We start from the raw sequence: 19,890 nt of genomic DNA, 5'->3' as shown, positions 1-19,890 counted from the left end.
TTTCAGACGAGGCTGTTCAGGTGGCGCGCGAGCGAGACCGGATTCACGAAGGTGAGGTCGTACATCGCACTGAGGCTGACGGCCTGGTCTTCCGTGATGTCGGTGGCACAGATGATGAATCGGCTGCGTTCCACTCCCAGCCGCTTGCGAAGACGCTGGTACTTGTCGATCTCGCGCCGGAATTCACCTGTCTTGCACTCGATGCAGACGGGATTTTGACCGGATGGCAGCACCACGACATCCAGTTCGTGCATGTCCTCGTTGGAAAAAAGGACCTCCACACCACGGGCGCAGGAAAAGCCCAGCTTCCTCGCCTTGAGGTGGTCCACCACTTCCAGCAGCGCGAACCACTCGAGCCAGGCGCCTTCAAAGAACTGCCTGACTTTGGGCGCGGGCTGGAGCGCGAGTCGGATGACCTTCTCCTGCTTCTGGTACTGGTACCGGGCGAACAGGGTGTGGCTGTAGAACTGGCGGCAGAGGGTCGTGAGCGCCAGCACGTCTTTCTGGGCGACTCCGGTCAGGTCGATGTTCAGCCCGGTGTGACTCTTGCGGTAGGACCAGTTGACGCGCTGAATCAGCTCGCCAAACAGCGCATGGTTTTTACCCAGTTGCTGGGCGGCTTCATCGAAGTACCCGCTGGTGTCCACGTTGCTGTGGTCGAAACGGGCTTCAATCTGCTTGGCCTTGAGCCATCGCTCGATGGGCGCATGCTGAGCGGCCGTCGCAAAGTTCTCCGTGTCGGTATCCCCGTCAGATTCATCCGCCTGAGCGGGCTGGCCCGCATTCGGGTCACTGTCGGCTGCCTGCCGCTCGTCTGCCTGCAATGCCCGGATTTCCCTCATGGCAGCGGCGTAGCGCTCGATCAGTTTCTGAACATAGAACACGGTGTCGAACACCGAACACGGCGCCTGGCAGACGGCGCAGGACACCTGCGTCCCGGCGACACCCGATTCGCTCACATGGCCGCATTTGTTGCAGCGATAAACCGGCATGCTTCCCCCCGAAAGCGTTGTTGGCAGATGGGCTTCCTGGGCCCCGGGATTGGTGTCAGCGCGCCGGACGCACGGCGTTCTTCGGGCGCCAGCCCTTGACGACCTCGTCGTTGGTTTCGAGGTAGGGCCCGCCGATCAGGTCGATGCAGTAGGGCACGGCGGCGAAGATGCCGTTGACGCGCACGCCGCCGTCGGCGTTCTTCGCGCCTTCCAGCGTCTCCGCAATCGCCTTGGGCTGGCCAGGCAGGTTGATGATCAGGCTGTTGTCGCGGATCACGGCGACCTGGCGCGAGAGGATGGCCGTGGGAACGAAGGCCAGGCTGATCTGGCGCATCTGTTCGCCGAAGCCGGGCATTTCCTTGTGTGCCACCGCCAGCGTGGCTTCGGGCGTCACGTCGCGCCTGGCCGGACCGGTGCCGCCGGTGGTCAGCACCAGGGCACAGCCGGCATCGACCAGTTCGATCAGGGTGGCGCTGATGATGCCCTGCTCGTCCGGGATCAACCGTTCCTCAAACGTGATCGGATTCTTCAGCGCCTTGCCCAGCCACTCGCGCAGGGTGGGCAGGCCCTTGTCCTCGTAGACGCCGGTGCTGGCGCGGTCGCTGATGGAGACGATGCCGATGCGCACCGGGTCGAAAGCGTCACTCATGGTCGTCTTCTGCGGAAGTGGGTTCGTCGGTGTCGTCGCGGTTCAATGCGGCGCGCACCAGCTGAAAGATCTCGCGGTAGGCCTTGCCGTGGCGCTGGGCCTCCCCGGGGCGCTCGGTCACGCCTTGCGCGTCCTTGCGGGCCTGTCGGATCAGGGCGCGCAGCTGTTGCACATCGGTATCGGGCGCTGCCTGCATCCAGTCGGTGAGCGCGCCATCGTCGGTGATCAGGCGGTCGCGCCACTGTTCGGCTTGGTGCAGGGCCAGGGTCTCGCGGGCCGAGGGCTTGCGCTGTTCTTCCAGCGCGGCTTCGATGGCCGCGATGGTGTCTTCACCGAGCTTGCGCATGAGCTTGCCGATGAACTGCATCTGGCGCCGCTTGCCCTCGAAGTTGGTGATGCGTTTGGCCTCCTGCAACGCGTCGATCAGCTTGTCGTCGACGTCCTCATGGGCTTCGCGCAGGCGCGCCATGAGGTCGGCGCGCAACGTCAGCAGGCTCTCGCCCAGCGACTGCAGGTGGTCGCTGTGCTTCTTGAGGTCGGTCTTGCTCATGTCGACCGAACCCTTGAGTTCGCGTTTGAGTTCGAGGTCCAGTTCGCTGCCGACGGCGACGAAATGGCCGCGGACGAAGTAGCCTTTTGTGGGTTTGCGGGCCATGGGGGAGGGGAGAAGAGGGCGGCAAGTATCATAGCCGCCGCCATGAAAAACACCGCCGCCACCTCCGTGTCCACCCCTTCGGATCCCTCTGCGCCGCTGGCCGGGTTCCAGTATTCGCGCAGCCGCTTCGAGGAGGTCGTGGACCTCGCGCTGGCTGAGGCCAAGCGCCTGGGCGCGGTTGACGCGGCCGCCGAAGTCTCGGAAGGCGCCGGTCTGAACGTGAGCGTGCGCAAGGGCGAGCTGGAGAACGTCGAACGCAACCGCGACAAGTCGCTGGGCGTCACGGTCTACCTCGGTCGCCGCCGCGGCAACGCCTCGACCTCCGACTTCTCTGCGGAAGCCGTGCGCCAGACGGTGCAGGCCGCTTACGACATCGCACGCTTCACGGCCGAAGACCCGGTGGCCGGCCTGCCCGACCCCGAGGACATCGCCGACCGCTACCCCGACCTGGACCTGTTCCATCCCTGGGCCGTCACGTCCGACGAAGCGGTGCGCCTCGCGCTGGCCTGCGAGCAGGCGGCGTTTGCCACCAGCAGGAAGATCAGCAACAGCGAAGGCGCCAGCGTCTCGGCCCAGCAGTCGCACTTTTTCACCGCCCACATGCGCGGCGGCGAGCGCGGCCGGCCCGGCATCTTCAGCGGCGGCTACGCCAGCTCGCGCCACAGCCTGTCGGTGGCGCCGATCGCCGGCAAGGGCGCGCACATGCAACGCGACTACTGGTACAGCTCGGTGCGCGCGCCACAGGACCTGGCCACCCCCGAGGCCGTGGGCCGCTACGCCGCCGAGCGCGCGCTTTCGCGCCTGAACGCGCGCAAGATTCCGACCACCGAATGCCCGGTGCTGTTCGAGTCGCCCCTGGCCGCCGGCCTGCTGGGCGCCTACGTGCAGGCCACCAGCGGCGGTGCGCTCTACCGCAAGACCACCTTCCTGGCCGACAGCCTGGGCAAGAAGGTGATGGCGCCGCACCTGGACATCGTGGAAGACCCGCACCTCGTCGGCGGCAAGGGCAGCGCGCCGTTCGACGACGAGGGCGTGAAGACCGTGCGCCGCAAGGTGCTGTCGGCCGGCAAGGTGCAGGGCTACTTCCTCTCCACCTACTCGGCGCGCAAGCTGGGCATGCGCACCACCGGCAACGCAGGGGGCTCGCACAACCTCACGCTGTCCAGCCGCCTGACGCGCCCGGGCGACGACCTGGACGCCATGATCCGGAAGCTGGGGCGTGGCCTGTTCGTCACCGAATTGATGGGCCAGGGCGTGAACTACGTGACCGGCGACTACTCTCGTGGCGCCTCGGGCTACTGGGTCGAGAACGGCGAGATCGCGTTCCCGGTGCAGGAGATCACCATCGCCGGCAACCTGAAGGACATGCTCAAGGGGATCGAGGCGGTGGGCGCCGATGCCTACACCTACGGCTCCAAGACCGTCGGTTCGATCCTCATCAACCGCATGAAGGTCGCCGGGAGCTGATCCTGGTCCGGCCCGAGGCGCTTGCGGTGGTGGCCGCCGCCAGCTGGGCGGTGTCCAGCCTCTTCTCCGCCCCACCGGCGCAGCGCCTGGGAGCGTTTGCCTTCAGCCGCTGGCGCATGCTGTTCGCCAGCGCCATCCTCTGGGGCATCGCCCTGGCGGGCGGTGGCTGGCGCGACCTGGACGCCGCGGCCATCGGCCTGCTGGGTCTGTCGGGCGTGATCGGCATCTTCATCGGCGACACCGCGCTGTTCGCCTGCATGAACCGCCTGGGCCCGCGCCGCTCGGGCGTGCTGTTCGCCACCCATGCGATGTTCTCGGCCCTGCTGGCCTGGCTGTTCCTGAGCGAGGTGATCCGCGGCTGGGCGCTGGTCGGCAGCGCGCTGCTGGTGGGCGGCGTGATGATGGCCGTGCTCTGGGGCAAGCGCGAGGACGAATCGCACGGCTGGGAACAGACCCGGGGCCGGCTGGTGGTCGGCGTGGGGCTGGGCCTGGTCGCGGCCCTGTGCCAGTCGGTGGCGACGCTGATGCTCAAGCCGCTGATGGCGTCCGGCATCGACGCGGTCAGCGCCTCGGCGGTGCGCATGAGTCTGGCGCTGGCCGCGCACGGCCTGCTGCTGGCCTCGGGCTGGCCCGGCGCGAAGGCGCGGCAGTCGTTGCGCGCACAGGATGCGTGGCTCACCTTCCTGAGCGCGGCCGTCGCCATGGCGCTGGGCATGACGCTGATCCTCTACGCCATGCGCCACGGCCAGGCGGGACTGGTGGCGATCTTCTCGTCGGTGACGCCGGTGCTGCTGCTGCCGCTGCTGTGGGCGGTCTACCGGCGCCGGCCCGCCCTGGGGGCCTGGGTGGGGGCGGTGCTGGCGGTGGCGGGCACCGCGCTCATCCTCGCGCGGGGTTGAGGTCCCGGCGGGGCGGAGCGCCGGTCACTTCTTGCGCTGCACCACCAGGTTGCGGCGGGCGTCTTCCGGGTAGGCGAAGGTCACGGCGCCGTTCCTCACCTTGCCCATGACCAGCATGTTGGGCGTCACGGCGTCCTTGTCGTCGGCGCTGAAAGGCCGCTCGTAGGTCGAGACGATGCCGTAGTACACGCGGGGGATGTTCTCGAGCGCCGCCTTGACGGCGGGACCGGTGAACTTGCCGTCGCGGATAGAGAACAGCGCGTAGGTCAGCAGGTAGGTGCTGTCGTAGGACTGCGCCGCCGCCATCGGCACCGCGATCTTGTGCTTGTACTTGCGCTGGTAGGCGGTCAGGAAGGCGGCCCGGCGCTCGTTGCTGGGCTCGGCGATGAAGGTCTGGGCCATCAGCGCGCCGTCGGCCGCGGCCTTGGCGCCTTCGATGAAGAACGGGAAGGACAGTGGCCAGGCCCCGACCTGCGGCACGTCCCACTTGAGGTCGCGCTTGCCGTTGGCGATGGTCGCGTTCTCCGGCCCGACGGTGTAGCTGAACACCACATTGGCGCCGGCGTCGCGCGCGGCGGCAAGCTCCTTGCCCAGGTCCTTGACGCCCAGCGCGAAGCGGGCCACGTGCACCGGCTTGAGCTGCCTGGCGGCCAGCGCCGCTTCCACGTCTTTCAGCCCGGCCTCGCCGTAGCCGGTGGTGTCTGCAAAGATGGCGACCTTGGTCCAGCCACGTTTGACCAGGTCGTCGACCACGAAGGGGGCCTGGATGGCGTCGCGCGCCGAAGTGCGGAAGATGTAGCTTTGAGGCGCCGGGAATTTCGAGGTCAGCGGGGTGCCGGTGGCGCAGGGGATGATCAGCGGCAGCTGGCCGTTCTGGAACACGTCGAGCGACTTGGCCGCCACCCCGGTGTTGCAGAAGCCGATGGTGGCGATCACGCCCTCCGAGGCCATTTCCTGCGAGCCCTTGAGGCCCACGTCCGGGTTGCCCTGGTCGTCCTTGACCACCAGTTCCAGGGGGCGGCCCAGGTAGCCGCCGACGGCGTTGATTTCTTCGACCGCCAGCTGCACGCCGTGCAGCATGGGGTTGCCGAAGTCGGACGAGGGGCCGCTGAACGGGCCGATGACACCGATGCGGACCGGCTGCGCGGTCTGGGCCTGGACCGGCACCAGGCCGGCGGCGCACAGGCCAAGGGCCAGGGTCAGACGGGAGAACAGAAATCGCATGGGGCACCTCCGGAAGAGTGCCGCGAGTGTAGGAACGCAGCTGTCGCCAGCCTGACCCGGTTTACCCTGAAAAACCGGGGAGTGTTCAGCGTCCCGTCAGCTTGCCAGTGCGGCCTTGACGGCAGCGGACACCTGGCCCATGTCGGCCTTGCCTGCGAGTTTCGCCTTCACCGCGCCCATGACCTTGCCCATGTCGCCCGGACCCTTGGCGCCGAGTTCTGCCACGATGGCCTTGACCTCGGCAGCGATTTCGTCGGCCGACAGGCGGGCCGGCAGGTAGGCCTCCAGCACCACCAGTTCAGCGGCTTCCTTGGCCGCCAGGTCGGCGCGGCCGCCCTGCTCGAAGGCGGTGATCGAGTCCTTGCGCTGCTTGACCATCTTGTCGATGACGGCGATCACGGCGGCGTCGTCCAGCTCGATGCGCTCGTCCACTTCCTTCTGCTTCATGGCGGCCGTCAGCAGGCGGATGGTGCCCAGGCGCTCGCTGTCCTTGGCGCGCATCGCGGCCTTCATGTCGTCGGTGATCTTGTCTTTGAGGCTCATGGTGTGTTCCCGTGGATGTTCTGGAAAACCCGTGATTCTCTCAAACCTGTTCCAGCGCGAGCAGCTCCTCCACCGTCTGACGGCGGCGGATCAGGCGGTGGCTGTCGCCGTCCACCAGCACCTCGGCCGCGAGCGGGCGGCTGTTGTAGTTGCTGGACATGGACGCGCCATAGGCGCCCGCGTCGTGCAGCACCAGCAGGTCGCCCACCCGGGCCTGCGGCAGCGCGCGCGTGAGCACCACGCCGCCTTCGGCCTGGGTGAACACGTCGCCCGACTCGCACAGCGGGCCGGCCACCACGGTTTCCACCGTCGGACGCGGCGTGACGTCGGCCGGGATCAGGCCCATGCCGTGGAAGGCGCCGTACATCGAGGGCCTCATCAGGTCCGAGAAACCCGCGTCGACCAGCGTGAAGCGGTTCGATCCCATGAGTTTCGTGGCGCGCACCTCGGTCACCAGCACGCCGGCTTCGGCCACCAGGAAGCGGCCGGGTTCGAGCTCCAGGTGCACCGCGTGGCCCAGGTGGGCGGCGATGCTGCGGCGGGCGTCGTCCCAGAGGCTGAAGTAGTGCGCGGTGTCGATGCGCGGCTCGCCTTCGCGGTAGGGGATGGACAGGCCGCCGCCGGCCGAGATGGCCTGCAGATCGGTGCCTGCGCGCTTCACGAGCTGCACCATGGCGTGGCAGACCTCCTGCAGGTGTGCGTAGTCCACGCCTGAGCCGATGTGCATGTGCAGGCCCACGAGCTTCAGGCCGTGCTGCTTCACAGCCGCCAGCGCGTCGTCCAGCTCGGCGTGCCAGATGCCGTGCTTGCTGTGCTCGCCGCCGGTGTTGGTCTTGTTGCTGTGGCCGTGGCCGAAGCCGGGGTTGATGCGCAGCCAGACCGGGTGGCCGGGCGAGACCGCGCCCAGCTGGTGCAGCATGTCGATGGAGCCGGCGTTGACCGGTACGCGGTGTTCGACGACCGTGGCCAGCGTGGCGTGGTCGAACAGGTCGGCGGTGAAGACGATGCCCGAGGCGCCCTGGGCGTTGACCTCGGCGCTGAAGCCGGCGGCCAGCGCGCGCAGGATCTCGCCGCGCGAGACCGCGTCGACCACCACGCCCTGTTCGCGCATCAGGCGCAGCAGGTGCACGTTGGAGTTGGCCTTCTGGGCGAAGCGGATGGTGTCGAAGGCGCGCAGCTCGGCGATGCGGGCGCGGATGGTGGCGGCGTCGTAGACCCAGAGCGGGGTGCCGTGCTGGCGGGCCAGGGACTGGAGGAGGGTGTCGGAGAAGGGGTTCATGGGCACCGATGATCCCGGTTCTGGTCATATTGAGCAATGCCAGATAATTCAATATCAATTCAATATTGATATGAAGCTGAGCCACCGCCAGATCGAGTTCTTCCGTGCCGTGATGGGCACCGGCCACGTCACGCGCGCGGCCGAGCTGCTGCACACCTCGCAGCCCACGGTCAGCCGCGAACTGGGGCGGCTGGAGCAGGTGCTGGGCTTCGCCTTGTTCGAGCGCGTGAAGGGGCGGCTCAAGCCCACGGTGCGGGCGCTGGCGCTGATGGAGGAAGTGGAGCAGTCCTATGTGGGGCTGGAGCGCATCGCCGCGACCGCCGTGGCGCTCAAGGGCTACGCCCACGGCCGGCTGCAGCTGGCCTGCCTGCCCGCGCTCTCGCACGCCTTGCTGCCGGACGCGGTGCGGCGCTTTGCCCTGAAGCAGCCGGAGGCGGCGGTGGGCTTGACGCCCATCGAGTCGCCGCAGCTGGAGGCGGCGCTGTCCGAGCAACGCTTCGACCTGGGTCTGAGTGAACGCCATGAGGCGCCGGCCGGCTGCACGCTGGACACCCTGCTGGTGGCCGACGAGGTGGCGGTGCTGCCGGCCGCACACGCACTGGCGCGGAAGGCGGTGCTGTCGCTGGCCGACTTCGCGGGTGAATCCTTCATCAGCTTTGCGCCGGCCGACCCCTACCGCCAGCAGGTGGACGCGCTGTTCGCCAAGGCCGGCGTGGGCCGCGAGCTGCGGCTGGAGACGCCCAGCGCGGTCTCGGTCTGTGCCCTGGTGCGCCAGGGTCTGGGGCTGGGCATCGTCAATCCGCTGACGGCGCTGGAACTGGCGGGCGACGGAGCCGGGGGCGGGCTGGTGGTGCGGCCGCTGGGCGTGAGCATTCCGTTCCATGTGGCGCTGATCCGCCCCAGCTGGCGCACACCGCACCCTCTGCGGGCCGACTTCGAGGCGGCGCTGGCCGAGGCGGCCGCGGCCCTGAGAAGCCGCCTGGCGTCCGCTGCACAGGCGTAAAAAAACCCGCGCGGCGTCCCGGGCGGGTTCTTGCAGAAGCGACTGAGGCGATCAGTACAGCTTCTTGGGCAGCTGCATGCTGCGCACGCGCTTGTAATGGCGCTTGACGGCGGCGGCCTTCTTGCGCTTGCGCTCGGCGGTCGGCTTCTCGTAGAACTCGCGGGCGCGCAGGTCGGTCAGCAGACCCAGTTTTTCGATGGTGCGCTTGAAGCGGCGCAGGGCGACGTCAAACGGCTCGTTGTCTTTAACGCGGATGGTGGTCATTAGCTAATGGTTCCAAATGTGCGGGCAGAGGATGGACGGGAAGATCGGGCCCGGCCTTCGTACCAGCGGTTTTCCCCGTCTGAAAACTAGTATTGGCCGACGGGGTTTTGCCAGCAAAGCCTTGGATTATAGCGTTTCGGGTGGTGTTCACAAGCCGGAAGCGCAGGCGTGGGCGCTCGCCCATGCCCACTGGAAGTTGTAGCCGCCCAGCCAGCCGGTCACGTCCACCACCTCGCCGATGAAGTACAGACCGGGTTGTTTCGACTCCATGGTCTGCTGCGACAGGTCGCGGGTGTCCACGCCGCCCAGCGTCACCTCGGCCTTCTTGTAGCCCTCGGTGCCGGTGGGCACCAGTTCCCAGCGTGCCAGCCGCTCGGCCAGCCGCGCCAGCGCCTTGTCGCTGCACTCGGCCACCGGCCGCTGCCACTCGGTGTCCTGCGCCACCCAGGCCTCGGCCAGCCGGGAGGGCACCCACTGCGCCAGTTCGTTGGCCAGCAGCTTGCGCGAGCGCTGTTTGGCCTCGGCCAGCGCGGCCGGCAGGTCGGTCTCGGGCGCGAGGTTGATGCGGATGGGCGTGCCGGGTTTCCAGTAGCTGGAGATCTGCAGCACCGCCGGGCCGGACAGGCCGCGGTGGGTGAACAGCAGGTCTTCGTGGAACGCCACCCGCTCCTTCTTGGTCCCGGTCTCGATGACCACCGGCAGCGCCAGACCCGCCAGCCCGGCGTAGGGCGCCCAGCCCGCGCCGTCGAAGGTCAGCGGCACCAGGCCGGGGCGCGGTTCCACGGTCCGCAGGCCGAACTGCTTCGCCACCCGCAAGCCGAAGTCGGTGGCGCCGATGGCGGGAATCGACAGGCCGCCGGTGGCGATGACGACCTTGCGCGCCTGCACCGAGCCCCGGTCGGTGTCCAGCTCGTAGCCGCCGCCGTCGGTCGCGCGCAGGGCCTTCACGCCGCAGGGCTGCCAGCGCGCCACGCCGCCGGCCGTGCATTCGGCCAGCAGCATGTCGATCAGGTCGCCGGCCGAGCGGTCGCAGAACAGCTGGCCCTTGTGCTTCTCGTGGAAGGGGATGCCGTGCTTCTGCACCAGCGCAATGAAGTCGGCCGGCGTATAGCGCGAGAGCGCCGAGCGGCAGAAGTGGGGGTTTTCGCCGACGAAGTGTTTGTGCGGCTGGCGCACGTCGATGTCGCGGTTGGTGAAGTTGGCGCGGCCGCCGCCCGAGATGCGGACCTTCTCCGCCACCTTGTCACTGTGGTCCAGCAGCAGCACCTTCAGGCCGCGCTGCCCGGCCACACCCGCGCAAAACAGGCCGGCCGCGCCTGCGCCGACCACCACGACGTCAAAACCGGTCACCGGGTCAGCCTTTCCAGACAAAGGGGAACTTCACCTGCTTCCAGAATCCGTCGGGCACGTAGTCGCCCAGCACGCCGTATTGCGCGGGCCACTCGCGCTCGCTCTTGACGGCGGTGCCGAACAGGTGGTCGAGAAAGGCGTAGTGCGCCGCGTAGTTGCGGTCCAGCGCCTCCTGGTCCTGGCTGTGGTGCCAGTGATGGAAGTTGGGCGTCACGATCACGTGGCGCAGCGGCCCCAGGCGAACGCTGACGTTGGCGTGGTTGAACACCGCCTGGAAACCCACCACGATGATGTAGGCGTCGATCACTTCCTTGGAGAAGCCCAGGGTGAAGATCGGGGCCAGCACCAGGGTGCGGGTGATCAGGATCTCGATCACGTGCTGGCGTGAGCCGGCCATCCAGTCCATGTGCTTGGCACTGTGGTGCACCGCGTGCAGGCGCCAGAGCATCGGCACCTCGTGGTAGGCGCGGTGGGTCCAGTACTGCACCAGATCGGCCACCAGGATGATCAGTGGCAGCGCCACCCAGAACGGCAGCGCCGCCACCCAGCCGCGGATGCCGTCGTTGGCGGCCCACCCGAAGAGCTTGTGCACCAGCAGGTTGGTGGCCAGCAGCATGAAGCCGATCAGCATGTGGTTGACGATGAAGTGCTGGAAGTCGGTCTGCCACTCGGGGCGGAACACCGGCTGGTCCTTGCGCAGGCCGAAGAGCTTCTCGATGAAGATGAAGATCAACGCCGAGCCCAGCAGGTCGAGGATGAACCAGTCCAGGCCGATGTAGGGCGTGTGGTCGGGGAAGTGCGGGTCCACCTCCACCTGGTGCCCACCCAGCAGGGCACTCAGCAGCACCAGCGCGAACGCGGTGCCAGCCAGCCAGGGCGTGCGCCGGAACACCAGGTTCACCAGGCTGAGCGCGCCCGCGACCACCAGAGACCAGAACAGCAGCTGGCGCATCAGCGCCACGTCGTAGCTTTTGCGCAGCTCGGGCGTGGTGAGGTATTCGGGGAAGTGGAAGGCCAGCACGCCCAGGAAGCACAGGCAGGCCAGGGTCAGGGCGATGACGCCGGTGACCAGGCCACGGCCCGTGTGCAGGCTGCCGTGGCTGTCCACGAAACGGTTGAGCTTGTCGAGCACGGGAAACCTCCGCTGGCGGCCAGGCGCCGCGCCTGTTGTTGAATTGCGCGGAGTGTAGCGAGGCAGGCCCGGGCGGGCCGGTGTTCAGGCGACCCGCAGGGCCTGCGAGGCCGCCGGCTGTGCCACGGCCGCGATGCCGCGCACCACGTCGCCGACCACGATCACCGAGGGGCTGCCCAGGCCTTCGCGCGCCAGTGTGTCGGTGAGCGTGCCCAGGGTGCAGACGGCGTGGCGCTGCTGCGGCAGGCTGGCGTGCTGGACGATGGCCAGCGGCGTGTCGGCCGGCAGGCCGGTGAGCAGGTCGGTCTGGATCTGCGCGGCGCCGGAGACCCCCATGTAGATCACCAGCGTGAGCTTGGCGTCGCGTGCGGTGGCGGCGAGTTGCTGCCAGTCGGTGCCGGCGTCGCCCGGCTTGGCGTGGCCGGTGATGAAGACGACGCCGTGCGCGTGGTCTCGGTGCGTGAGCGGTGCGCCCAGCGAGGTGAGACCGGCCAGGCCGGAGGTGATGCCGTTAATGACCTGCACCGCGATGCCGGCCTCGCGCAGGTGTTCGACTTCTTCACCGCCGCGGCCGAAGATGAAGGGGTCGCCGCCCTTGAGGCGCACCACGACCTCGCCTTCGCGCGCGGCCATGATCATCAGCTTCTCGATGAAGGCTTGCGGCGTGCTCTTGCAGCCGCCGCGCTTGCCCACGTGCACGATGCGTGCGCTCGGGGACGCGTGTTCGAGCACGCCGTCGCCGACCAGGTCGTCCACCAGCAGCACGGTGGCCGCGGCGATGGCCTTGGCGGCCTTGATGGTCAGCAGTTCCGGGTCGCCCGGGCCGGCGCCCACGAGGGTGACGGTGCCGGGGTGGAACTGGCTTTGTGAGGCGATGACGTGGGCGGGCATGTTCATGGTGTGCTGACCGCGGCGAGGCGGTTTGTCTCTGGTGTGGCGGGGCGAGAGACTTCTTGCAGGATATGTGCCACCTGTCGGGCGATGGGCACGGGTACGGGCAGCCGGCCGTCCAGCACGGCGCGGATGTAGGCTGCGGTGGCGTCGGCCGAGATGTCTCTGGGCAGCTCGGGCAGTGAGGCCAGCGAGCCTTCCTGCGCCGGCTGCAGCAGGACGCGTTCGCCGTCGCGGAAGGCGTCCATTTGCGGGGTGCGGCGGGCGTCGGCCACGGGCTCGCCCTCGGTGCCGCGCAGCAGCAGGGCGTGGGCGCCGACGAGGGCGAAGGTGTCGGCCATCGAGACCGCGTATTCCGGGTGGGTGTAGCTGCCCACGATCAGCGCCCGGCCGTCACACGGGTTCATGAGCTTGACCAGGCTGTGCGCCGGGTTGCGCAGGCCGACCGCGCGGCGCACGTCCAGCAGGCGCTTGAGGCCCGGGTGCAGCACCTCGGTGGGCACGAAGGCACATTCGCCTGCCTGCAAGGCGGTCACCGATGTTCGGGCCGCCTGGCCCAGTGCGGCGAACACCGCTTCGCTGGTCACGCGCCGGTCTTCGGTGGCCGTGCCGTGCACCAGCACCGCCGCGCCCTCGCGCGCCAGCAGCAGGGCCAGCAAGGGGGTCAGCACCGGCAGCTTGCGTGCACCGTTGTAGCTCGGCAGCACCACGGTGGTGAGGTCGCGACCGTGGTGACCTTGGGGCAGGCGCTGCAGGCGGGCGTGCGTGGCGTCGAGGAAGCCGGCCATCTCGTCGGGCGTCTCGCCCTTGATGCGCATGGCCAGGCAGAAGCCGCCCACCTCCAGGTCGGTCACCGTGCCGTCCAGCACCTGGCCGAACAGGTCGGTGGCCTGCTCGCGCGTGAGCGAACGGGCGCCGTCCTTGCCGCGTCCGATCTCCTTGATGTAGTGGCTGATGCTCATGGGCCGCCATTGTCCGCGAGGTCAGATGACTGCGGGTTATATGGTTACCAGGGATGCGGGCACGGCCTTCACCAGCCGCCGCAGTTCCGGGATGCAGGAGCCGCAGTTGGTGCCGCACTTGAGCTGGCCCTGCAGTTGCGCCAGGCGCTGGTCGTCGGGGCCGCCGCAGCGCGGCAGCGCGCCCCGGATCGCTTCTTCGCTGACGTTGAAGCAGGTACAGACCTGGGGGCTTTTGGCGACCACGGCCACCGGCGCGGCGGCGCCGGGCATGAGCAGCAGGCGGCCGTAGCGGCCGGCGGGCAGTTCGTCCTGGAGCAGGGTCTTGATCCAGGACTCTGCGCTGGTGTCGCCGGCCAGCAGGAAGGCCTCGAGCGTGATGTCGTCACCGGTCCGCTGCAGGCGGGCACTGCGGCGCTGCTGGCGGCGCTTGTCGGCATAGCGCAGCGTGTCGGTGGTGTTAAGACCCAGCAGCGCCTCGATGCGTTCGACCAGGGCCGGTTCCGGTGCGTCGTGGGCGGCGGCCCGGAACAGCACGCCACTGCGTTCACGGCCGAATGGCACGCAGGAGGCGAAGTCGAACGAGGGCATGAGCGAGCGCAGTTCGGCCAGCGCCGTGAGCGCCGAGGCCTCGGGCAACCAGGCCACGCCCAGCAGGGTCCAGGGCAGTTCGGCCTTGAGAATCTTCACGGCCGCGTGCTTGAGCTCGGGCTGTTTGGACGTGGGGCAGTAGGCCGAGGTGGTGAGGGCATTGACGCCGGCCAGCGGCTCGCCCTGGCTGCTGCGGCCGCACAGGTACTCCGGTCCCCAGTGCATGGCGATGAAGGCCTGCGTGGTGTGGACCGTGCGCGAGCCCTGCACCGGCAGCACGATGGACCCGCGCTTGCTGGTGACGTGCACCAGTTCGCCGTCTTTCAGGCCGCGGCGCTCCATGTCCTGGGGGTTCAGCTGCACCGCCGGCTCGGCCACGTGTCCGAACAGGCGGCCGATGGTGCCGGTGCGCGTCATGCCGTGCCAGTGGTCGCGCAGGCGGCCGGTGGTCAGCGAGAACGGGAAGCGCGATTCGCGCGGCTCGGCGGTGGGCCTGTAGGGCAGGGCGGCGAATTTCGCTTTTCCGTCGGCGGTGGGGAAGGCGCCGTCGGCGTAGAGGCGCTCGCGTCCGGTCTTGTCGCCTTCACGCAGCGGCCAGAACTGCGGGCCCTCGCTTTCGAGCATGGCGTAGGACAGCCCGGTGATGTCGAGGTCGCGGCCGCGGGTGGATTCGCGGTGTTCGAGCCAGACGGCCTCGGGGGTCTCGTAGGGAAACAGCGAAGCCTGGCCGGGACGCAGCTGCGCTTCCAGCCGGTGTGCCACATCCACGGCGATGCGCCAGTCGTGCCGCGCCTCGCCGGCCGGTGGCACCGCGGCGCGCACGCGGCTGATGCGGCGTTCGCTGTTGGTCACCGTGCCTTCCTTTTCGCCCCAGGTGGTGGCGGGCAGCAGCAGGTCGGCGAAATCGCAGGTGGCGGCGGTGGCGAAGGCTTCCTGCACCACCACGAACTCGGCGCGCTGCAGCGCGCGGCGCACCGTCGCCTGGTCGGGCATGGACTGCGCCGGGTTGGTGCAGGTGATCCACAGCGCCTTGATCTCGCCGTCGGCCGCGGCCTGGAACATCTCGACCGCGGTCTTGCCGGGTGTCGCGGGGACATCGGCCACGCCCCAGAGCGCGGCGACTTCGGCACGGTGCTGCGGGTTGGCCAGGTCGCGGTGGGCGGACAGCAGGTTGGCCAGGCCGCCGACCTCGCGCCCGCCCATGGCGTTGGGCTGGCCGGTCAGGCTGAAGGGGCCGGCGCCGGGCTTGCCGATCTGGCCGGAGGCCAGGTGCAGGTTGATCAGGGTGGCGTTCTTGGCGGTGCCGCTGCTGCTCTGGTTCAGGCCCTGGCAGTACAGGCTCAGGGTGGCGGGCGAGGTGGCGAACCACTGTGCGGCCTTGAACAGGTCGTCCTTGGCGATGCCGCAGGTCTGCGCCACCACGTCGGGCGTGCAGTCGCGCACCAGCGCCTTGAGCTCATCGAAGCCGTTCGTGTGCGCGGCGATGTAGGCGGCGTCCGTCCAGCCTTCCCACAGCATGACGTGCAGCAGGCCGTGGAACAGCATCACGTCGGTGCCCGGCAGCAGGGGCAGGTAGAGGTCGGCCAGCTCGGCGGTGTCGGTGCGGCGCGGGTCCGCCACGATCACCTTCATGCCCGGGTTGTTCTGCTTCGCGGCCTCGATGCGGCGGAACAGGATGGGATGCGCGTAGGCCGCGTTGCTGCCGACGATGAACAGGCACTGGGCGTGGTTCACGTCGTCGTAGCAGGCGGGCGGCGCGTCGGCGCCCAGCGTGGCCTTGTAGCCTGCCACGGCGCTGCTCATGCACAGGCGCGAATTGGTGTCGACGTTGTTGGTGCCGATCAGGCCCTTGGCCAGCTTGTTGAAGACGTAGTAGTCCTCGGTCAGCAACTGGCCGCTGATGTAGAAGCCCACCGCGTCGGGGCCGTGCTCGCGCACGATGCGGCCGAAGGTGTTGCTCACCTGGTCCAGGGCCGCGTCCCAGCCGATGGCCACTGGTGCCTGGCCGCGCTGCAGCCGCTGCATGGGCTGCAGCAGCCGGGTCTGGCGGGTGATGGCGGGCGTGGCCGTCAGGTGCAGCGTGCTGCCCTTGGTGCAGAGCTTGCCGAAGTTGGCGGGATGGTCCGGGTCGCCGCGCACACCGGTGATCTGCGGCCCATCGGATTCGATGATGACGCCGCAGCCCACACCACAGTACGGGCAGGTGGAGCGGGTTTCGGTCATGGGCTCAGGCCTTGACGGTTCTGCGGGCGGGGCCGGCGATCGGGCGCTCCAGATCGGTCGCGTGCGATGCGAGCTGCGTGGCGTCCAGGAACACCTGGCCGTTCTCCACCTTCACGCTGAACTTGGGCGTGCAGCCCTCGTCGGGCGCGGAAGCCTGGCCGTCGCACAGGCCGATGGTCCAGTTGTGCAGCGGGCAGGCCACATGGGTGCCGAAGACGATGCCCTGGCTCAGCGGGCCGCCCTTGTGCGGGCAGCGGTCCAGCAGGGCGAACACCTCGTCCTTGTCGTTGCGGAAGATCGCGACGTCCAGGCCCTGATCGCGCGTCACGCGGCGCGAGCCGAGCACGGGGATGTCGTCAACCTGGCAGATGGGGGTCCATTGGCTCATGTTCATGGGGCTTTCGCGGTTTTCAGGATTTCACGTTGGCGTAGAGGTCGGTCACCCGGTCCATCACGCTGAGCAGGTTTTCGCTGGTCACGAACACGTCGGACAGCGGTTTGGCGGTGGCGGCGGCGCCCGACTGCACGCGCTGCAGGGCCTGGTCGAAGAACAGCCACTGGCCGTCGGCCAGCGCCAGTTCCTCGCGGATGCGGGCGGTGGCTTCGGGGGCCTGGCGCAGCACGTCCATGGCCGTCAGGAACTCGCTGCGCGCCTTGCCGATCTCGGCCACCGCGGTCGCGGTGTCCACCGGCAGCGTGGCCGCGTAATAGAACTTCGCCATGCGCTGGGACAGCATGCGCTGGCGGCCCGCGATGTTGACCAGCTTGCCCACCGGACGGCCCATGGCGGCTTCGTACTGCAGCGTGCCCTGGTGGGCCAGCCCGAGCACGCGCGCATCGGCCCGCAGCACGGCCGTGGCGCCGGCCTTGCTGGGTGCAGCGCCGACCAGTGCGGTCTTGTAGTCGCTCCAGGCGGCTTCGAGGGCGCTGTAGGTCTCGCGGATCTCGGGCGACGGCGCAAAGGCCTTGAGCTCCACCAGCTGGCGGTCGAACAGCGCCATCGATTTGTCCAGCACGGTGCCGGCGATGCGGCCTTCGGCCTGGTGGACCATGGCCAGCCAGGCCTTGCCCATGCGCTGCGAGAGCATGCGCTGGCGCCCGGCCTTGTTGATCGCGTCGGCGAGGTCGCTGACCTGGGCGTTCAGTCCCAAGGGGGCAGCGGCGGCGAGCAGAAGGAGGTGGCGGCGTTGCATGGCGGGACCTCAGGCCTTGACGACAGCCACGGGTTCGAACTGGCGCGTGTCCACGGCCGCTTCCTGGAAGTCGAACCACGGATCGGGCTCGCCGTCGAGCGCGAACTGCAGCTGTTCCCACAGCGCCTTGCGGCCGGCCGCGTCGTCCAGGATGCGCTTCTTGATGTAGTCCAGGCCCACGCGGTTGACGTAGTGCACCGTGCGCTCCAGGTACCAGCCTTCCTGGCGGTACAGCTCGCAGAAGGCGCCGGTGTATTCCATGACCTCTTCGGCCGTCTTCACCTTGACGAGGAAGTGCGCGACCTCGGTCTTGATGCCGCCGTTGCCGGCGATGTACATCTCCCAGCCCGAGTCGACGCCGATCACGCCCACGTCCTTGATGCCGGCCTCGGCGCAGTTGCGCGGGCAGCCCGAGACGGCGAACTTGACCTTGTGCGGCGCGTACATGCGCCACATCGCGCGCTCCAGGTCCTTGCCCATCTGGGTCGAGTCCTGCGTGCCCATGCGGCACCACTCGCTGCCCACGCAGGTTTTCACCGTGCGCAGGGCCTTGGCGTAGGCGTGGCCCGAGGGCATGCCGATGTCCTTCCAGACGTTGACCAGGTCTTCCTTCTTCACGCCCAGCAGGTCGATGCGCTGGCCGCCGGTGACCTTGACGGTGGGAATCTTGTATTTGTCCACCGCGTCGGCGATGCGGCGCAGCTCGTCGGCCGTGGTCTCGCCGCCCCACATGCGCGGGATCACCGAGTAGGTGCCGTCCTTCTGGATGTTGGCATGCGAGCGCTCGTTGATGAAGCGGCTCTGCGGGTCGTCCTTGGCCTGCTTGGGCCAGGTGCTGATGAGGTAGTAGTTGATCGCCGGGCGGCAGGTGGCGCAGCCGTTGGGCGTCTTCCAGCCCAGGGCGCTGAAGGTGTCGGTGATGGTCAGCAGCTTGTCGTTGCGGATCGCGTCGCGCACGTCCTGGTGGCTGTGCTCGGTGCAGCCGCAGATGGCCTTCTTCTTCGGCGTCGCCGAGTAGTCGCCGCCGGCGGTGAACATCAGGATCTGCTCGACCAGCCCGGTGCAGGAGCCGCAGCTCGCGCTGGCCTTGGTGTGCTTCTTCACCTCGTCCAGCGTGAACAGGCCTTTCTCCTTGATCGCCTTGCAGATGGTGCCCTTGGTCACGCCGTTGCAGCCGCAGACTTCGTCGCTGTCCTTCATGGCGGCGGCCTTGTTGTGGCCCTGGTGGCCCACGTCGCCGATGTTGGACTCGCCGAACATCAGCTTGTCGCGGATGTCGCCGACGGTGCGGCCTTCCCGCAGCAGCTTGAAGTACCAGCTGCCGTCCACCGTGTCGCCGTATAGGCAGGCGCCGACCAGCTTGTCGTCCTTGATCACCAGCTTCTTGTAGACACCGCCGAAGGGGTCGCTCATCACGATCTCTTCCGTGCCTTCTCCGCCCATGAACTCGCCGGCGGAAAACAGGTCGATGCCGGTGACCTTGAGCTTGGTGGAGGTGAGCGAGCCGGTGTAGCGGCCGATGCCGAACTCGGCCAGGTGCGTGGCCAGCACCTTGCCCTGCTCGAACAGCGGGGCCACCAGACCGTAGGCGATGCCGCGGTGCGCCGCGCATTCGCCCACCGCGTAGATGCGCGGGTCGGTCACGGTCTGCATGGTGTCGCTGACGACGATGCCGCGGTTCACGTGCAGGCGCATCGACTCGGCCAGCGCGGTGTTGGGGCGGATGCCGACGGCCATCACCACCAGGTCGGCCGCCACCTCGCTGCCGTCCTTGAAGCGGATGGCCTTCACGCGCCCGTCGTCGCCGCCGACCAGCTCCTGCGTCTGCGCGCCGATTAGGAACTGCATGCCGCGCTCTTCCAGCGACTTCTGCAGCAGCTTGCCCGCCACGTCGTCGAGCTGGCGCTCCATCAGCCAGGGCGCCACGTGCACCACGCTCACCGTCATGCCGCGCTTCATCAGGCCGTTGGCCGCTTCCAGGCCCAGCAGGCCGCCGCCGATGACCACGGCGTGCTTGTAGGTCGCGGCCGCGTCGATCATGGCCTGCGTGTCGGCGATGTCGCGGTAGGCCAGCACACCCTGCAGGTCCTTGCCGGGGATGGGCAGGATGAAGGGATTCGAGCCGGTCGCCATGATCAGGCGGTCGTATTCGGCCGAGACCTGCTCGCCGTTGGGGCCGACCGAATGCACGATGCGCTTGACGCGGTCCACTTCGGTCACCTTGTGGCTGGCGTGCAGCGTGATGCCGTTGTCCGTGTACCAGGACCAGTCGTTGAGGATGATCTCGTCGATGGTCTGCTCGCCCGCCAGCACGGGCGAGAGCAGGATGCGGTTGTAGTTCGGGTGCGGCTCGGCTCCGAAGACGGTGATGTCGTAGAAGTCCGGCGCGATCTTCAGCAGCTCTTCGAGCGTGCGCACGCCGGCCATGCCGTTGCCCACCATCACGAGTTTCATCTTTTTCATTGCGGCGACTCCTGTCTGAAGATCACGGGGATTGCTGGGGAAAGGGGTCTGGCTCCGGCGCACGCACGAGGGCGGTCACGCGGCGGCACGCAAGCCGGAACACAGGGATAGGG

The 19,890-nt window shown here is 68.4% G+C and carries 18 protein-coding genes; 3 read left to right on the top strand and 15 right to left on the bottom strand.

Translation table 11 applies throughout. The features are described from left to right. Window positions 1–2: 2 nt before the first annotated feature. From RCO38_RS01930 to yjgA, 3 genes are all read right to left on the bottom strand, one after another. Window positions 3–896, bottom strand: coding sequence for a hypothetical protein (locus RCO38_RS01930; RefSeq protein WP_308326620.1), 894 nt, complete (start codon window positions 894–896; stop codon window positions 3–5). Window positions 897–1,047: 151 nt separating this feature from the next. Further along, on the bottom strand, window positions 1,048–1,641 hold the full coding sequence (gene mog / locus RCO38_RS01925; protein WP_308326619.1) for a molybdopterin adenylyltransferase: 594 nt from the start codon (window positions 1,639–1,641) through the stop codon (window positions 1,048–1,050). After that, window positions 1,634–2,296 carry a ribosome biogenesis factor YjgA gene (yjgA, locus tag RCO38_RS01920; protein ID WP_308326618.1) on the bottom strand — a complete coding sequence of 221 codons (663 nt, stop codon included), beginning with the start codon at window positions 2,294–2,296 and terminating at the stop codon, window positions 1,634–1,636. Before yjgA ends, mog begins: the two co-directional genes overlap by 8 nt. 42 nt (window positions 2,297–2,338) lie before the next feature. Here yjgA and pmbA point away from each other — a divergent pair, with 42 nt between their 5' ends. Next, window positions 2,339–3,763, top strand: a complete 1,425-nt coding sequence (pmbA, locus tag RCO38_RS01915) for a metalloprotease PmbA (RefSeq protein WP_308326617.1) — start codon at window positions 2,339–2,341, stop codon at window positions 3,761–3,763. A gap of 29 nt (window positions 3,764–3,792) precedes the next feature. Then, window positions 3,793–4,662, top strand: a complete 870-nt coding sequence (locus tag RCO38_RS01910) for a DMT family transporter (protein ID WP_374694495.1) — start codon at window positions 3,793–3,795, stop codon at window positions 4,660–4,662. Window positions 4,663–4,686: 24 nt separating this feature from the next. Here RCO38_RS01910 and RCO38_RS01905 read toward each other — a convergent pair whose 3' ends face one another. The 3 genes from RCO38_RS01905 to lysA all read right to left on the bottom strand — a co-directional run bounded on the left by RCO38_RS01905 (window position 4,687) and on the right by lysA (window position 7,708). Then, the gene (locus RCO38_RS01905) at window positions 4,687–5,886 is read right to left on the bottom strand and encodes an ABC transporter substrate-binding protein (RefSeq protein WP_308326615.1); all 1,200 of its coding nucleotides are present in this window, start codon (window positions 5,884–5,886) and stop codon (window positions 4,687–4,689) included. 96 nt (window positions 5,887–5,982) lie between these two features. Beyond that, window positions 5,983–6,429, bottom strand: coding sequence for a GatB/YqeY domain-containing protein (locus RCO38_RS01900; RefSeq protein ID WP_308326614.1), 447 nt, complete (start codon window positions 6,427–6,429; stop codon window positions 5,983–5,985). A 40-nt stretch (window positions 6,430–6,469) separates the two neighbouring features. Next, window positions 6,470–7,708, bottom strand: coding sequence for a diaminopimelate decarboxylase (gene lysA, locus RCO38_RS01895; protein WP_308326613.1), 1,239 nt, complete (start codon window positions 7,706–7,708; stop codon window positions 6,470–6,472). A gap of 70 nt (window positions 7,709–7,778) precedes the next feature. Between lysA and RCO38_RS01890 the strand changes: the two genes are divergently transcribed. Further along, complete coding sequence (locus RCO38_RS01890) at window positions 7,779–8,711, top strand: LysR family transcriptional regulator (protein ID WP_308326612.1); 933 nt, start codon at window positions 7,779–7,781, stop codon at window positions 8,709–8,711. Between the two features lie 51 nt (window positions 8,712–8,762). Here RCO38_RS01890 and rpsU read toward each other — a convergent pair whose 3' ends face one another. From rpsU to nirB, 9 genes are all read right to left on the bottom strand, one after another. Next, a complete protein-coding gene (gene rpsU / locus RCO38_RS01885) occupies window positions 8,763–8,975 on the bottom strand; it encodes a 30S ribosomal protein S21 (protein ID WP_056273869.1) in 213 nt (70 codons plus the stop codon). 147 nt (window positions 8,976–9,122) lie between these two features. After that, window positions 9,123–10,325 carry an NAD(P)/FAD-dependent oxidoreductase gene (locus RCO38_RS01880; protein WP_308326611.1) on the bottom strand — a complete coding sequence of 401 codons (1,203 nt, stop codon included), beginning with the start codon at window positions 10,323–10,325 and terminating at the stop codon, window positions 9,123–9,125. A gap of 4 nt (window positions 10,326–10,329) precedes the next feature. Then, the gene (locus tag RCO38_RS01875; RefSeq protein WP_308326610.1) at window positions 10,330–11,457 is read right to left on the bottom strand and encodes a sterol desaturase family protein; all 1,128 of its coding nucleotides are present in this window, start codon (window positions 11,455–11,457) and stop codon (window positions 10,330–10,332) included. 84 nt (window positions 11,458–11,541) lie between these two features. After that, on the bottom strand, window positions 11,542–12,354 hold the full coding sequence (cobA, locus tag RCO38_RS01870; RefSeq protein WP_308326609.1) for a uroporphyrinogen-III C-methyltransferase: 813 nt from the start codon (window positions 12,352–12,354) through the stop codon (window positions 11,542–11,544). Beyond that, window positions 12,351–13,310: a DNA-binding protein YbiB gene (ybiB, locus tag RCO38_RS01865; protein WP_308326608.1), complete on the bottom strand. Its 960-nt coding sequence runs from the start codon at window positions 13,308–13,310 to the stop codon at window positions 12,351–12,353. The genes cobA and ybiB overlap by 4 nt, the downstream gene beginning before the upstream one ends. A gap of 36 nt (window positions 13,311–13,346) precedes the next feature. Beyond that, window positions 13,347–16,121 carry a nitrate reductase gene (locus RCO38_RS01860; protein WP_308326607.1) on the bottom strand — a complete coding sequence of 925 codons (2,775 nt, stop codon included), beginning with the start codon at window positions 16,119–16,121 and terminating at the stop codon, window positions 13,347–13,349. 4 nt (window positions 16,122–16,125) lie between these two features. After that, entirely contained in the window at window positions 16,126–16,509 is a 384-nt protein-coding gene (nirD, locus tag RCO38_RS01855; RefSeq protein ID WP_308326606.1) for a nitrite reductase small subunit NirD, read from the bottom strand. A 22-nt stretch (window positions 16,510–16,531) separates the two neighbouring features. After that, window positions 16,532–17,314, bottom strand: a complete 783-nt coding sequence (locus tag RCO38_RS01850; protein ID WP_308326605.1) for a type IV pili methyl-accepting chemotaxis transducer N-terminal domain-containing protein — start codon at window positions 17,312–17,314, stop codon at window positions 16,532–16,534. Between the two features lie 9 nt (window positions 17,315–17,323). Continuing rightward, the gene (gene nirB / locus RCO38_RS01845; protein WP_308326604.1) at window positions 17,324–19,777 is read right to left on the bottom strand and encodes a nitrite reductase large subunit NirB; all 2,454 of its coding nucleotides are present in this window, start codon (window positions 19,775–19,777) and stop codon (window positions 17,324–17,326) included. Between the last annotated feature and the right edge of the window lie 113 nt (window positions 19,778–19,890).

Origin of the sequence: Hydrogenophaga pseudoflava, assembly GCF_031020795.1 — a bacterium.
Classification (GTDB): domain Bacteria; phylum Pseudomonadota; class Gammaproteobacteria; order Burkholderiales; family Burkholderiaceae_C; genus Hydrogenophaga; species Hydrogenophaga pseudoflava_A.
This window is presented reverse-complemented; position numbering and strand designations above follow the sequence as displayed.

What these genes read in the sequence shown, in the direction of transcription:
- mog (WP_308326619.1), bottom strand. Translation starts at nt 1,641, where the DNA reads ATGAGTGACGCTTTCGACCCGGTGCGCATCGGCATCGTCTCCATCAGC.
- yjgA (WP_308326618.1), bottom strand. Translation starts at nt 2,296, where the DNA reads ATGGCCCGCAAACCCACAAAAGGCTACTTCGTCCGCGGCCATTTCGTC.
- pmbA (WP_308326617.1), top strand. Translation starts at nt 2,339, where the DNA reads ATGAAAAACACCGCCGCCACCTCCGTGTCCACCCCTTCGGATCCCTCT.
- RCO38_RS01905 (WP_308326615.1), bottom strand. Translation starts at nt 5,886, where the DNA reads ATGCGATTTCTGTTCTCCCGTCTGACCCTGGCCCTTGGCCTGTGCGCC.
- RCO38_RS01900 (WP_308326614.1), bottom strand. Translation starts at nt 6,429, where the DNA reads ATGAGCCTCAAAGACAAGATCACCGACGACATGAAGGCCGCGATGCGC.
- lysA (WP_308326613.1), bottom strand. Translation starts at nt 7,708, where the DNA reads ATGAACCCCTTCTCCGACACCCTCCTCCAGTCCCTGGCCCGCCAGCAC.
- RCO38_RS01890 (WP_308326612.1), top strand. Translation starts at nt 7,779, where the DNA reads ATGAAGCTGAGCCACCGCCAGATCGAGTTCTTCCGTGCCGTGATGGGC.
- rpsU (WP_056273869.1), bottom strand. Translation starts at nt 8,975, where the DNA reads ATGACCACCATCCGCGTTAAAGACAACGAGCCGTTTGACGTCGCCCTG.
- cobA (WP_308326609.1), bottom strand. Translation starts at nt 12,354, where the DNA reads ATGAACATGCCCGCCCACGTCATCGCCTCACAAAGCCAGTTCCACCCC.
- ybiB (WP_308326608.1), bottom strand. Translation starts at nt 13,310, where the DNA reads ATGAGCATCAGCCACTACATCAAGGAGATCGGACGCGGCAAGGACGGC.
- RCO38_RS01860 (WP_308326607.1), bottom strand. Translation starts at nt 16,121, where the DNA reads ATGACCGAAACCCGCTCCACCTGCCCGTACTGTGGTGTGGGCTGCGGC.
- nirD (WP_308326606.1), bottom strand. Translation starts at nt 16,509, where the DNA reads ATGAGCCAATGGACCCCCATCTGCCAGGTTGACGACATCCCCGTGCTC.
- RCO38_RS01850 (WP_308326605.1), bottom strand. Translation starts at nt 17,314, where the DNA reads ATGCAACGCCGCCACCTCCTTCTGCTCGCCGCCGCTGCCCCCTTGGGA.
- nirB (WP_308326604.1), bottom strand. Translation starts at nt 19,777, where the DNA reads ATGAAAAAGATGAAACTCGTGATGGTGGGCAACGGCATGGCCGGCGTG.